This window comes from Sinomonas cyclohexanicum, from assembly GCF_020886775.1.
In the GTDB taxonomy this organism is placed as follows: Bacteria; Actinomycetota; Actinomycetes; order Actinomycetales; family Micrococcaceae; genus Sinomonas; species Sinomonas cyclohexanicum.
In genome coordinates, this window is sequence record NZ_AP024525.1 from 1,486,620 (window position 1) to 1,499,892 (window position 13,273).

Consider the following 13,273-nt stretch of genomic DNA (forward strand, 5'->3'; position numbering starts at 1 on the left):
GAATCTTCCTTAGAACGGTGTGGACTGGGTGTTGGCGATCTGGACCTGGATGGGGGACTGCTTGGAGTCCAGAGCGTCCGTCGGGTTCATGAGGGCCTCGAAGTTCCCCGAGATGGGCATGTATGAGGTGGGCGACCCGGTGGGGTTGACCGTGTCGAACGCGACACTGGACATCTGGAACGTGAGCGGGTGCGTGGAGTCCCCGGCCCCGAACAGGGACACCGAGAGGGCCGGGTGCGTGTTCGCGAGGAGGTCGGTCAGGTTCACGTCCGTGGTGCCCTGGTAGACGCCGTTGATGGTGCCGGTGACGTTGAGGTTGAACCCGCCGATCGCGAGGGGGTTCTGGGTGCCGTTCAGGACCGGGATCGCGGTCGTGGTGCGCTTGATGTCCAACGTGACGTCCGTGTACTCGGTGTTCGCGGTGCCGCCGATCGTCACGGCGGCCGTGTACGCGGGCATGGGTGCGAGGGCGGTCGGGGTGGACGTGGGGGCGGTGATGAACGTGGACGGCATGCCCATCCACGTGACATCAACGGTGGGGAGCGCGTTGTCGGCCTTGATGGTGACCTTGATGTCGGAGATGATCGCGCCCGGCATCTGCACGACCTTCCCGTCGCCCTGGTACAGGAACACGGTCCACGAGGTGGGCTGGGCGTTGTGGGTCGCGTCGGTGGTGTTGTACAGGGACGCCTTGTGCGTGTACGGGGCGACGGTGCCGGTGACGGTGTCCGTGCCGCCGAGTGCGGCGAGGAGGTGGGAGAAGATCGAGTCGGCGTAGATGTACGTCTTGTACGTGATCTCGTCGTGGCGGACGCCCTGGACCTGCTGGTAGGTGGTGCCCATGAGGCCGCGGAGGGCGTTGTCCTTGAGCTGCTGGGGGATGGGCTTCCAGAGGGGGGTGTCGACGGGGACCCAGATGGTGGGTGCGGCGACGGGGGTGCCGTAGGTGGTTTCCTTGGCGATCCCGAGCCATTGGAGGGCGCCGGGGATGAAGGTGGTCGTCATGGCGGACTACTCCTGCTCGGTTTCGGTGTGGTGGGTGTCTTGTTCGGGGTCTTCGGTGTCGTCCTCGTCGCCCTCGTCGGCGGGGCTGGCGTCGTCGGCGCTGGCGTCCTCGTCGTCGAGCTCGGCGAGGTCGGGGTGCGGGTACGGGTCCACGGTGCTGATCACGTCACCCGTGTCGGCGGTCACCGTCCCGCCCCACGCCGGGTCGTGCCCGTCGGCGGGTGCGTGGTGGGCGTTGACCCCATGGGTCAGGCCGTGGAGGTGGCGCGGGAACGCTGCGGTGTACCGGTACACGGGCATGGGGTTCTCCCTAGAACATCTGGAGGTACGAGGCGGGGGTGATGGGTGCGGGCCTGTTGACCGACCACTTCGGGGCGGCCTTCACGGCCTTCGCGCTCTGAGCGCGGACGGTCTTGCGGCGGGCCCGGGTGTTCTTGTCGATGATTCCGATGCGCCGGTAGTGGTGCCGGTGGACGACCGCCTTGCGGCGGGCCCGGTGGAGGGTGTTGGGTTTGCGGCGGTCGCGGCGTGCGTGCTTGGACCGGGCGTGCAGCATTGGCGCCATCCGCACCCGCACCCGGACCGGGCGGCCCTTCCGTGCCCTCCGTGCGGTCTTTGCCGCGGTGCGCCGTGCCGCCATGTCAGGCCTGCACGATCTCGGTCACGGTGAACTCCACATGGCACCAGGCCATGAGCTTCCCCCCGGTCGCGTCGAGGACCGGCCCGTCACGGTGGGTCTTGATCCCGTCGTGCTGGTTCGCGGCCTCGAACACGGTCCCGCCCATCGACGGGTCCGCTTCCAGCCGTGCCACGGCCGCGTCGAGGAGGGCGAGCTGCCCGTTGACCCAGTCGGACCGGTCCGTGGTGGACCCGGGCGGGATGAGGTACTGGTACAGCATCACGAGGAGGAACTGGTAGTCGCGCTGCTTCTGCCCGCCCGCCCTCGGCAGGGCCGGGACTGTGATGCGCGACTCCGACATGTCGGTGATGTGCAGGTACGCGGGGGTCCCGGGCACACTGTTGGCCTGCCACTGGTCCCCGAGCATCCAGTACGGGACGGCCGGGTACAGGGTGGTCAGCCCGGCCACGTTCCCGGACAGCCACGTGTGCACTGCACTGTTCACCGACGCGAACGACACACTGGCCTCCTGCTAGTTGGTTCGCCGGTAGGGGGCGAGGAGTTCCATGGCCGCGTCATAGTCGGACGAGACGCCGGGGCCGAGGAGCCCGGCCGGGTGCGCCGGCTCCCCGCCGAGGACAGGGATCGTGTACGACTGGGACGCCTGGGTCTTGATCATTGCCTTGGCGATCAGGATCACGGCCTGCTTGATGTCCTGCGGGAGGGCGGTGCACGTGTCCCCGACCGTGTACGTCCCGGCCGGTGCCGCCGTCAGGGGGACCGTGGCGGGGGCCGTGGAACCGGTCGCCACCCACGTGTCCGCGACGGTGACGTACTCGGACTGGGTCTTGTCCGCGAGGACGAGCTGCTGCCCCGGCACGATCCCGAGCGGGTTCTGCACCGGCAGGTTCGCGCCGGTGGGCGCACCGGTGAGGGCCGTGTTCGCCCACCCGTTCACGTACTGCACGGACACGTACGCGTGCCCTGACCGCCACACGGCGGACGGGGCCCACGTGGTGGTCGTGTTCGGGGGCTGGAACGGGACGGTCACGGACTTCTTGCCGATGTCCACGGTGGACAGGTCCGCGACCGCGGTCAGGGACCCGGGGACCCACCCCCACGACACGGCGGTCACCCCCACGATCGGGGTGTAGTCCAGTGGGACACGGACGGTGGGGCCGAGCCACCCGTCGGGGATGATCCGGTACCGGCCGTGCTGGGTGTCCAGTGTGGCGGCGAGTACCTTCTGGCACAGGTTGTCCGCCACGGCCGACGCACGGGCGAGCTGGAGCACCAACGCGGCGGCCTGCTGCTGGGGCGACCCGCTCGGGACAAGCTGGGACGCGTCCACACCGGTCGGGGCGTTCTGGAACTCCCACGTGGACACGTACGGGGACCGGGTCGGGTACGTGGGGGCGGTCGGGTTCACAGCCATGCCGGTCATCCGTCACACCTCCGGGTACTCGTGGTAGTGCTCCACTGGTGGCTGGTGGACGTGGACGGCCCAGCCGCGGCACTGGAGTTCCCCGGCGAGGCGCACGTCGAGGCGCCGCCAGTCCATCGGCGGTGACCCGTCCCGGTAGTCCCTCGCCAGTTGGGTGAACAGGTCGGGGAAGGCCCGCTTGAGCCCGGCACGGAACCGTGTGCAGCCGAGGCAGGGGAGCAGTTGCGCCCCGATGGGGTAGGCGTGCGCGCACCACGGCTCCGGACACTGGTCGAACCCGGGCAGGACCCCGGCGTGGATGCCGATGTCGTGCTCCACCGTGACCAGATCCGTGCCGTGGTCGTCCCACTGTTCGGCGAGGAGGTGGTGGTACGCGTCCGGCCGGGCCGGGTCGAGTTCGTACCCGACCCAGCCGGGCGCGTGCTGGTCGAGGCGTTCCCGGGTGCGGTCGTCCAGCCGTGTGAACGGCACAACGACACGCACCCGGGACACCACCGAATCCACTGCTAGGACTGGATGTTGTACAGGACGGCCTGCGCGGCCGGTGCACGGTTGATCAGCGCCGAGGACGAGTAGACTTCACCGTCCCAACGCGGGCCACCGCCGACACCAGCGGTGCGCGCCGCACCGTACTGGAAGTCCTGGAGCGTGTCGAGGTTCCGCAGCTCGAACACGTTCGAGTAGCCCGCGTTCGGGAAGTTCACCCGGTCGGTGCGGGCGATCAGGGTGCCCGGGACCATGTTCGGGTGGACCTCGATACGCACCGGCACACCACCGGCGGACTTGTTCACGTAGTGCCCGATGAACCCGCCCGCGGTCACGTCCGAGCGCCCATCGGCGCCGGGCGTGAAGTACGTGTTCTGCGTGCCGGAGCTGAGGATCAGCTTCGACAGTGCAGCCGCGTCCTTCGACGAGCACATGTACGCGTCCGGGGACAGGAACGTCGCCTGGTAGATGGCGTCGTTGAGGGCGTCGAGCTCGTTGATGTTCTGCCCGGAGCCGGTGAACGCGGCACCGTCGAGGGACGTGAACACGGCACCGGAGGGGCTGCCCGTCCCGTGGGTGACGAGGCCGTTGCCGTTCGCGGCGGCGTTGTAGTCGCCGGCGAGGGTCGCGAGGAGACCGTTGAACTCGTTCGGGTTCGCCGAGGAGTCCGACGCGGGGACCGACGTGGGGGCCACGGTGGACAGGTTCGGGAGGGTGGGGACGGCCTGGTTCGCGGTCGGGATCGACGTGATCGTGACCTTGTTCACGATCGTGGTCGTGTAGTAGAACCCTGCGACGAACCAGTCGTACGCGACGGCACCGGGGACCGCGGCCACCGTGGCGGTGGCCGAGTGGGTCGCGGCGGCGACCGTGGAGGTCGTCACCGAGCCCTGCGCGGACGCCACGGTCGAACCACCGTAGTAGTAGTTCGTGGCCGTGCGGGCCGCGACCTTGACGTTGACCGCGGCCGACGCGGCGATGCTGCCGCCAGTGTCCGACTGCGCCACCGAGGGGGTCCCGGGGGTGTTGAGGGCGAAGTTCTGCCCACCGAGCGAGACCCGGTCCGCACCGATCTTGTACTGCCCCATCGTGGAGAACACCTCACGGGCGTGGGCGTCGTCGAACCCGCGGGCGAGCGCCACAGCGTCCTTCGTGACCGTGTACCCGTAGCCGAGCTTCTGGTACGGAACGGACACCGTGATCAGGTTGTCCTTGTGCAGCGGGGCCGCGGAGTCGAACGCCGTGGCCGGGTTGAGCTGCTGGTTGTTGATGTTCGTCATGACACGCCAGATCGCGAACGGGCCGCCCTCGTCGGGGGTCGTCTGCGCGAGCATGTTGTACCACGAGGCCGGGACGGGGATGTTCTGGATGATCCCCATGAGGTCGATGCCCTGGAGGCCTGTGGCCGTGAGCATGCCGGACGTGGATGCCTTCTTGATCTGGGCCAGTGCTTCCTGGCCTACCTGGTCGAGGTTCATTTCTCTGCTTCCGTGTGTGCGGGCACACCCGTGCGGCCCCGCGGCCCTGTGCGGGCTGGGGGCCGGGTGTGCGGTGCTGAGTGGGTTGGGGGTGCTAGAAGCGGTCGGCCACGTTGTTGAAGTGGGCCGTGCCGCCGCCGGTGAGGGCGTCCTTCAGTTGGGCGAGGGCAAGATCCTTGTGGGTCTTGATCACGTCGGACTGGGTGCGTGCCTCTGCTGCGGCCTTGCGGAGGTCGGCGTGGGGATCCGTTGCGGGATCGCGTTCCGCGAGGCCGGGTGTGCCGGTTGCCCCGTTGAGGAGGGGGGATCGGCGGTCGTCCGGCAGTGCCCCGAACTTCTCGACACGCTCCTGCAACGCCTGCACCGTTTCCGCCAGATCCGCCGACTTGGCGATCTGCTCCGCGAGGGGGGTGAGGAGTTCTTTGAGCACGGCGGCGATGTCCGTGGTGGTGGCCGTCTCGGTGACGACGGGGCCAGTGCCCTTCTCTACGGGCGACTGGACGGTCTGGGTTCCGGGGATGGTGCGTTCGGTTTCGTCCCCGTCGGCGGGGGCGTCTGCTGCGGCGTCCTCCACGGGTTCGTCCTCGTCGGTGTCCTCGGCCGTATCCTCGGCGGTGGGGCCGGGTTCCACGGGGGTGATGCTGTCGGGTGCGACAACGCCGATGAGGTGCCCGGCGGCGTCGTACACGGCGGTCAGGGTGTCCGCCTTCGTCAGGGTTTCGGCCTCCGCGGCCGGGGTCTCAGGGGTCTGCTGCTCGGCCACGGGTGTCTCCTTCTCAACTTGGGTGGTGGGTTGTGGTGCATGGGGGAGTGCGGCGAGGGTCCCGGCGACCGCGGTGGCGGCGTCCTTCAGGGCGGTCCCGTCGGGTGCGGGCAGGGCCCGGCCGGTCTTCACGACCGGGGCGAGGCCCTCGATGGTCGCCAGCACGTCCGGGTCGATGGCGGCGGCTGCCTTCAGGACGGCCGCGTCGTCGGCGGCCATGACCTCCCCGTCCTCCCCCGCCGCGTACACGGCGAGGACACCGATGGCGTGGTCGATCGCGCAGCACGCCTCGGAGAGGTCGAGGGCGTCCCAGAAGTCGTCCGGGTCGCCGGCGGCGGCCTCGATCTGCTCCCGGGTGGTGAGGAGGTCCACGGCGTGCTTCGCACGGGTGAGGACCGCGATCCACTTCCGGGCGGTGGCCGCGTCGGTGGCTTCCCAGTCCCGGTCCCCGGGGGTGATGGGTGTGCCTTCGACGGCGAGGGGCTCGGTCAGGTCTGTGGGGGCGTCGGCCTTGGCCACGTCGCCCTCCTTCCACGTGTCGGGGAGCTGTGCCACGAAACTGGCCCCCTTCCGGTGGGCGATGGAGATGATCTTGGCTTTGATGGCGTCACGGTCGCCCTTGGCCCGTCCGAGGGAGTGGGCGGCTGCGGCGACGTCTTCGGGTTCGGCGATGGGGAATGACCGGTCGGGGCCGGCGAAGTCCGAGTCGGGGAGCGAGTCGCGTTCCTTGGCCGGGATGTCGCGTTTGATGAGGTCCCGGACCGTGCCGGCCGGGACCATGCCGCCCCCGGACTTGGCGATCAGGAACCGGTGCCCGTTCGCGGCCCGCCCGACGAGGTCGACCCGGTCGATGTCCGCGTCGTACAGCTCCGTCATTTCATCCGGTGCATGGTCAGTCATGGTGGGCCTCCCTGATGTGGGCCATGAAGGGCTCGGGGTCGGCGTGGAGTTTCGCCGTGACAGCGGACCCGTCCGGGGTTCGGTCGCCGAGGGTGATCGCCGTGAACATGTGGACGGTCACGCCGCAGACGGGGCATGTGACCGGTACGGGGGACGACTTCATTCGGTGCTCCTCTGGCGGCGCTTGGCCTGCCCCTGCGGTGAGAACCCGGTGATGTCACCGGACTGGTAGAGGGCCCACGCGGGGCCGTCGAGTATGCAGCCGATCAGCCAGTCCCCGGCCCGGATCACGACCCCGTCCCCGAGGTCCCAGTCGGGGCCGCGGTAGATGTACGACTCCACGACGTCCGCGTGCCCCTCGGTGCCGTCCTCGTGGAACAGGCCAATGTCGCGGGGGCCCTGCATGAACGCCCACGCGGCCCGCTCCAGCTCCTCCGGGGTGAAGCAGTCACGGGACCCGTCCGCGCCGGTCACGATCCGCGGGTCGGGGCCCGCCTGATACGCGACGCCCAAAACGTAACGTTGGGGTGTGTCGCCGTCCACGGGTCCTCCTTAGTGGGGTGCGTGGGGGGATGCGGCGCACCGGCAGCGCGGGTGCGCGGGGATGAGTCCCTGCTCGGACATGGGGTAGGGGTTGCGGGATGCCCCGTCGAGGCAGACCGGGCACGCCCCGGCACTGACGACCCAGTCCCATTGGGTGACCCCGTAGGACCGGTACGCGGCCATCCCCGCGGCGGTCGCGAGGCGCGCTATCTCGGTGTGGGCGATGAGCTCCGCCCGGGCGGCGTCCCCGAGGAACGCGTCGATGAGGTTGGCGGTGCTGTCCACGGTGAGGCCACGGGTCACGGCGTCCTCCACGATGGCCCCGATACGGGTCAGGGTGGTGTCGTCGATGCCCTTGATCGTGGTCCCGGCCCGGTTCATGGCTTCAAGCCACACGGCCCCGGTGGGTGGGCCTTCGAGTGCCCCGGGTTTCCACCCGTCGAGGCTGTTCGGGTCCTGTCCGGTGTCCGCGGCGGCGGCGAGGGTGCCCGCGTTGGCGGCGTCGGCCCACATGGCGGCCAGGACTTGGGCGAGGGCGTCACCGGTGAGGGTGGCCCCGTTCGTGTCCCACGCGCCGGCGTGGGCGGCCGCGGCGATCAGGTCCGGGTCTGCCCCGTTGCGGATCGCGTCCGCGACCCTCGGCGCCCAGTAGTCCGTGAGGGTCAGGTCAATGCGGTGGTAGGCGGTGGGGTTGGGCGGGGTGGCCCGCCAGTCACCTTTTGGGGAACCACCCGCGTCCCGGGCAGCCTTGTTCAGGGCTGCGGCCTCGGTGGGGGTGTGGTGGCGGAAGTCGAAGTCACGCCACCGGCCCGACCTGTGCCGCGCCTTCGTGAACGCCGCGAACTTCGCCAACTCGGCACGGCGCGCGGCCGCCGCATCACCCGACGCGGCGGCGGCGATCATGTCCCACGGGTTCGCGGCGGCCTCGAACCGGAGCGCACCCATGCCGGGCACGTCTGCGGGCTCCCACCATGCGCACGTCTCGATCTGGTCCCCGCCCGGGTCGTCCGGGTTCTGGACGCGCCCCTCGGACAGGTTGATCGGCAGGTCAGTCTCGGAGCCGATGAGCCACACGAACCCGGCATAGATGCCCGACTGCCACGACCCGGCCTCGCGGCCGGGGGGGAGCTCCAGCCCTGTCTCCTCGGACCATTCACGGCATGCGGCCGCGAACGGGGTCTCGCGGCCTTCGATGTGGCCGCCGGGGAGTTCCCACCGGCCCGCGGCGGGGTCCCCGTCGGTGAGGGCCCGCTGGAGCAGGAGGACACGGCCCGTGTCGTCGGCGACGACGGCGAGGCCCGCGACCGTGGGGGCGGTCTGGGCTTCCTTCGCCGCCGGCGTGGCGGGGACCGGCTGGGCGGGGTGCGGGTGCTCCGTCTCCGGGTGCGCCGGGTCGTCCGGGTCCTGGGGGGCGCGCTTGAAGTCCGGGTTCCCCGGCAGTTTGTCCGGGAACAGCCCCGGGGTCGCATCCGACGGGTACGGGAGGTCCGCGTCCACAGCCGGGGCCTTCGTCTCCGCATCCGACTTGCCCGCGATCGCCAACAGTTCATTGAACGGGATGAGGCCCTGACGGGTCGTCGCGTAGAACCTCGGAATCGGCCGCTCATTGTCCACCGGCAGACCCAGGAGCTCCTCACGCGCCTCGTCCACCGACGCGATGCCCGTGTCCACGTAGATCTTCCACGCCTGCGCCTCAGCGAGACGGTCCTCCGTGTCACGGCCCGTGTTCAGCTTGAACTCAACCGGCAGGCCAAGGTCATGCTGCAAATACCTGGACATGTGCCGCTCCACGAACCGCACCCACGGGAGCGTGTTCACCCGGAACTGGATGTCCGTCTGCGTCTCACCATTCGCCCGGTTCACATCAGCGGTGAACCCGAGATCCTGGGGGACCACACCGAACGACATGGCCGTCTTCTTCGCCAGCCACTCCGGGAAGAGGGGGTCGAACTTGTCCGGGGCCGTCGCCGTGAACTTCGCCGAGTTCGGCACGATCACGAGCTTGTGGAGGATGGACTGGTCACCCATGAACATGGAATCCCAGTAGTCCTGCCACTCCGCGACCTGGTCCGGGGACGACGTGTCCGGTGGGGCCTCCATGAACCCGCCCGGGATGGACCCTTCGGTGAACATCTGGAGGAGGTGCCACTGGTGCTTCAGGTCCGTGGACATGTTCACGACGATGGATTCCAGCGGCGCCATCCCGTACGGGGAGTCCTGCTGCTTCCGGAACGTCGTGAACAGGAGATCCTCGGACGTGAACTGCTGCGACACTTCGCCCTTGATGATCTGCTGGTACGCGACGGCGGGCGGGCCCGGGCGGCGGCCCCTGCCGTCCACGAGCGGGTACACGGTGGCACCGTCGACGACCTCAAGGCCGATCACGTCACCGTTGTAGTTGCGGCGACGGTACAGGGGGCCCGCGTCGAACGTGAGGATGTTCTCCATCCACATCGCGAGCCACTGGTCCCACGGGTTCTCCCGGTCGGGGAACTCCAGTGCACGGCGGGCCGCACGGATCGCCGCGTCCGCGTCCCCGTTGAAGCCCTCCTGCGCGGTGAACAGGGGCTCCATGGACCGCAGCTCGTCGATCTTGTGGTTCTTGCAGATCGTGGCGATGTCGTAGGAGCGGAGGAGCTCACGGAGTACCTCGTAGGAGGTACGGCCCCACGCCTGACGGTTCCGGTAGCCGATGTTGACGGCGGCCGGGTAGTCCATGGCCCGGGGCTGGCCGGAGTAGCCGCGGACGGGGGTGAGGGGCTGGCCCGGGCCGAGGGCCAACGAACTGTCCATGCCCTGCTGCGCGTAGGCGTCGGAGATGGGTTCGGGGAGGGTCAGGCCACCGGGGCGGAAGGTGGTGTTAAACGCGGTCCGGATACCGTCGAACAGGCCCAAGCGTTCACGCCCTTCCTTGTGTGCGGTTCGGGATGCGGTCGCGCCAGTTGCGGGCGTGGTTGGGGACGGTGATGCCCTGCTGTTCGGCGGTGCGTTTCCATGCGGTGAGGAACGCTGAGCCCTGCCCGCCGCGGAGGAGGAGCCGGTTGAGTGCCTGTGTGAGGGCGTCGACCTGGTCGTCGTGGGTCGCCGTGGGGAAGCCCGCGGCCTCCTCGATGAGGCCGTCCGTGAATGCGGCGTGGAGGGGGAGGTGCACGTTGCCGGCCTCCACGAATGGGGACACCGCCGCCGCGCGGGCCTCTTTCGACTCGTGCGGGGTGACGGGGATGATCCCGGGGACGGTTCCCTTCAACGAGTCGATGACGGCGGTCCCGTTGGCCTTGTCCTCCACGAGGACGGTGGAGGCCTGCGGCCACTTCACGCACATGGCGGTCAGGGCGGCTTTCGACTCGGTGAACGTGGCCTGCCTGCGGTACTGGTCGAGGAGGTACACGTCGGCGCCGCGTTGGAGCCACACCTGACCGACGACATAGTCCGACCCAGTGGTGCCCTTGAATGCCATGTCCCACGACTGGATGAGGAGCCCGTCGCCGGGCACGTGGCAGGACCCGTCGTCTTGCACGATGTGGAGGGGCGTGTCGTGGAGCCGCCACCATGCCCGCTTGAACAGGCCGCCCTCAGCGGATGAGGGGTGGCCCTGGTATTGGGCGTTCCAGTTCACGGACCCGGCCTGCAACTGCCGGAGCCGCCACTGTTCGGGGGTGCGGCCACGGGAGGACACCATGAACTCGCCGGGGGAGCGGCCGAGGATGTCGTCGTCGGTTTCGCACTGGGCGGGGATGTTTAGGACCCGCCACCCGGCCTCGGCGTTGCGTTCCAGCAGGCGGCCGACGAGGTCGTCCTCGTGCCAGCGTGTCATCATCACGACGACGGGGGCGCCGGGGGCGAGGCGGGCACCGAAGTCCGCGGTCCACGCGTTCCAGATCTTCTCCCGCATGGTCACGGACATCGCGTCGGACCGGTTGCGGTGGGGGTCGTCGATGATGAGGACGTCGGCTGGGTGTCCGGCGGATCCGCCGAGCATGCCCACGGAGAACACGCCGCCCCTGTGGCCGGCGATGTCCCATTTCTTCACGGATGAGGAGCCGCGGGCGACTTGGATGCCGAGTCCGTTGTCCCGGGTGATGCGGTCGCGGATTTCCTTGCCGGTGTCTTCGGCGAGGTCGGAGTTGTGGGAGGCGATGATGACGCGGAGGTCGGGGTTCTGGGTGAGGCACCAGAGGGGGAAGTCTTTGGCGGCGCGCTGGGTTTTGCCCTCTTGGGGAGCCATGTTGATGATGAGCCGCGCGTCGGGGGTGTTGAACGCGTCGACGAGGGCGGCGTCGATGAGGTCGAGTGCGGGGGTCTGCACGGTGCCGGGGTTCTGCGCACTGGCGAGGGCCCCGGGTGTGGGGTACAGGGCGGGTGGGGTTTCGAACATGCCGGCGGCGGCGTTGAGGAAGTCGGCCACGGACACGGCGGGCGCGCCTCCTGCCCCCGATCACTGGTCGGCCCCACACAAAGAACATGGGAGCCCCCTACAGGACTCCCATCGTGACTACATTCATACTTTCAAGCGTTACCCCAAATGTCAAGCACCACCCTTGTGTGCCGTGTTTGGGAGGGTGAAGAGGCGGGCGCGCCGGTCTGCGTCCGTGATGGCCTCCGCGAACGTGTCACAGTCCCTCGGCAGGCACCCGCCGCCGTGGTGCATGGGCGGGGACGACACCCACACGTCACCGTGCCGGTACACCGACCACCGGTACTCGCCCTCGTCCGGGTGCGAAGTCACGACCCCCCGGCCTCCCCGTCGTCGACGAGTTCGCCCTGAATGGCGGCCTGCGCCGTGTCCGCGGCGACACGGCGGATCTCCTCGGCGGCGAGCCGGGGGAACGCGTCCCGCTGCTCCGGGGTGAGGTTCAGGCGCCCCGCGACACGGTTCATGACCGCCGCCACCAGGGCTCCCTGCTCCGCCGTCAACGAGGCGCGCATGGCCTCCAGTTGCCGCCGCTCCGTGTCCTCCAGGGGCAGGTACCGGGCCCGCCGCTCCATGACCCGGATGAGGATCTCCATGGCCTTGAGCTTCACGTATGGGTTCTTCGAGTCGGCCATGAGGGTGTCCGCTTCGAGTTGCATCCGGTCGAGCCGGTCGAGCTCCAGTGCGACGAGGTGGTGGGCTTCCTCCATGGGGATCTGTTCGATGGCGCGGCGTATGTGCTTCGACACCGACGCCGGGGACAGGCCGACATGGTCGCCGATCTGGGTGAGGGTCCAGCCCATGGTGCGGAGTTCGAGGATCTGGCGGGCCTTGTGGGCGCGTTCGATGTTCTCGGGGGTCGCGGCCCCGTGCGCGTTCGGCGGCGGGTTACGCGACGTCACCTGGTGGCCTGCCAGTCGACCCTTGCGGCGGCCCACTCCTCCGCCTCGATCGCACCGATACTGGCGGTGAGTGCGGCGATGGCCTCCACCTCCATGGCGACCGCCGCCGGCGTGTGCAGCATCATGTACACGGGCTCACTCATCGGGTCCCTCCTCCACAGTTGCGGCGCATGACGGTCAGGTACCAGCCGGTCAGGACCGCCCCACCGACGGCCGCACCCAACGCGAGGCACCCGGCGGCGGCGATCAGGACACGGGCACGGTCACCCATTCCTGGCCTCCTCCACGAACTGCGGCCCGACGAACCGGGCCGCCATGTCCAACGGGTCATGCGCCGTCCCCAGTGCGGTGAGCTGTTCCCGCAGCGTCTGGTCGGGCCCGGCGGTGCGGTTGTCGTACACCCCCGCGGCGTGGGCGAGGTGCAGGGCCCGGGCCGCCACGGCCCGCTCCGCACGGGCCTCGAACCAGTACCGCGCCCCGGTCGCGTCCGCCGCGACCGTGTACATGAAGTTCCCCACAGCCTCCGCCGGGAGGCGGGCCGCGTCCCGCCGCGCGGCGGCCGCGAGGGCCGCCCACTGCTCCGGGGTGATAGTGTCCAGCACGTCACCGGTCACGGTGCACCACCGCCTCCGGGTGGGCACGGCGCACGTGCAGGTACAGGTACCACTCCGCGGCCCGCCGCAACCCTTCCCCGTACGCCCACTGCCGCGGGCAGTGCCGGC

General features: G+C 69.6%; 16 protein-coding genes. All 16 read right to left on the minus strand.

Annotation, left to right across the window (positions count from 1 at the left end):
• Nucleotides 1–9: 9 nt before the first annotated feature.
• Nucleotides 10–1,005, minus strand: coding sequence for a phage tail tube protein (locus tag SCMU_RS06875; RefSeq protein ID WP_229232273.1), 996 nt, complete (start codon nucleotides 1,003–1,005; stop codon nucleotides 10–12).
• A gap of 6 nt (nucleotides 1,006–1,011) precedes the next feature.
• Nucleotides 1,012–1,305, minus strand: coding sequence for a hypothetical protein (locus SCMU_RS06880; RefSeq protein ID WP_229232274.1), 294 nt, complete (start codon nucleotides 1,303–1,305; stop codon nucleotides 1,012–1,014).
• Nucleotides 1,306–1,315: 10 nt separating this feature from the next.
• The gene (locus SCMU_RS06885) at nucleotides 1,316–1,561 is read right to left on the minus strand and encodes a hypothetical protein (protein ID WP_229232275.1); all 246 of its coding nucleotides are present in this window, start codon (nucleotides 1,559–1,561) and stop codon (nucleotides 1,316–1,318) included.
• An 85-nt stretch (nucleotides 1,562–1,646) separates the two neighbouring features.
• Nucleotides 1,647–2,144, minus strand: a complete 498-nt coding sequence (locus tag SCMU_RS06890; RefSeq protein ID WP_229232276.1) for a hypothetical protein — start codon at nucleotides 2,142–2,144, stop codon at nucleotides 1,647–1,649.
• Nucleotides 2,145–2,156: 12 nt separating this feature from the next.
• Nucleotides 2,157–3,068: a hypothetical protein gene (locus tag SCMU_RS06895; protein WP_229232277.1), complete on the minus strand. Its 912-nt coding sequence runs from the start codon at nucleotides 3,066–3,068 to the stop codon at nucleotides 2,157–2,159.
• Nucleotides 3,069–3,071: 3 nt separating this feature from the next.
• On the minus strand, nucleotides 3,072–3,560 hold the full coding sequence (locus SCMU_RS06900) for a hypothetical protein (RefSeq protein ID WP_229232278.1): 489 nt from the start codon (nucleotides 3,558–3,560) through the stop codon (nucleotides 3,072–3,074).
• A 14-nt stretch (nucleotides 3,561–3,574) separates the two neighbouring features.
• Nucleotides 3,575–5,032: a hypothetical protein gene (locus SCMU_RS06905; RefSeq protein WP_229232279.1), complete on the minus strand. Its 1,458-nt coding sequence runs from the start codon at nucleotides 5,030–5,032 to the stop codon at nucleotides 3,575–3,577.
• 94 nt (nucleotides 5,033–5,126) lie between these two features.
• Nucleotides 5,127–6,695: a hypothetical protein gene (locus tag SCMU_RS06910; protein WP_229232280.1), complete on the minus strand. Its 1,569-nt coding sequence runs from the start codon at nucleotides 6,693–6,695 to the stop codon at nucleotides 5,127–5,129.
• Entirely contained in the window at nucleotides 6,688–6,858 is a 171-nt protein-coding gene (locus SCMU_RS06915) for a hypothetical protein (RefSeq protein ID WP_229232281.1), read from the minus strand. The genes SCMU_RS06910 and SCMU_RS06915 overlap by 8 nt, the downstream gene beginning before the upstream one ends.
• Nucleotides 6,855–7,238, minus strand: coding sequence for an XkdF-like putative serine protease domain-containing protein (locus SCMU_RS06920; protein ID WP_229232282.1), 384 nt, complete (start codon nucleotides 7,236–7,238; stop codon nucleotides 6,855–6,857). Before SCMU_RS06920 ends, SCMU_RS06915 begins: the two co-directional genes overlap by 4 nt.
• A gap of 9 nt (nucleotides 7,239–7,247) precedes the next feature.
• Nucleotides 7,248–10,133, minus strand: coding sequence for a phage portal protein (locus SCMU_RS20720; protein ID WP_274602935.1), 2,886 nt, complete (start codon nucleotides 10,131–10,133; stop codon nucleotides 7,248–7,250).
• 4 nt (nucleotides 10,134–10,137) lie between these two features.
• The gene (gene terL / locus SCMU_RS06940; RefSeq protein ID WP_229232283.1) at nucleotides 10,138–11,649 is read right to left on the minus strand and encodes a phage terminase large subunit; all 1,512 of its coding nucleotides are present in this window, start codon (nucleotides 11,647–11,649) and stop codon (nucleotides 10,138–10,140) included.
• A gap of 311 nt (nucleotides 11,650–11,960) precedes the next feature.
• Nucleotides 11,961–12,551, minus strand: a complete 591-nt coding sequence (locus tag SCMU_RS06945; protein ID WP_229232284.1) for a sigma-70 RNA polymerase sigma factor region 4 domain-containing protein — start codon at nucleotides 12,549–12,551, stop codon at nucleotides 11,961–11,963.
• On the minus strand, nucleotides 12,548–12,694 hold the full coding sequence (locus SCMU_RS06950) for a hypothetical protein (protein ID WP_229232285.1): 147 nt from the start codon (nucleotides 12,692–12,694) through the stop codon (nucleotides 12,548–12,550). Before SCMU_RS06950 ends, SCMU_RS06945 begins: the two co-directional genes overlap by 4 nt.
• Complete coding sequence (locus SCMU_RS20725; protein WP_274602936.1) at nucleotides 12,691–12,822, minus strand: hypothetical protein; 132 nt, start codon at nucleotides 12,820–12,822, stop codon at nucleotides 12,691–12,693. The genes SCMU_RS06950 and SCMU_RS20725 overlap by 4 nt, the downstream gene beginning before the upstream one ends.
• The gene (locus tag SCMU_RS06955) at nucleotides 12,815–13,153 is read right to left on the minus strand and encodes a hypothetical protein (RefSeq protein WP_229232286.1); all 339 of its coding nucleotides are present in this window, start codon (nucleotides 13,151–13,153) and stop codon (nucleotides 12,815–12,817) included. The genes SCMU_RS20725 and SCMU_RS06955 overlap by 8 nt, the downstream gene beginning before the upstream one ends.
• Nucleotides 13,154–13,273 lie beyond the last annotated feature (120 nt).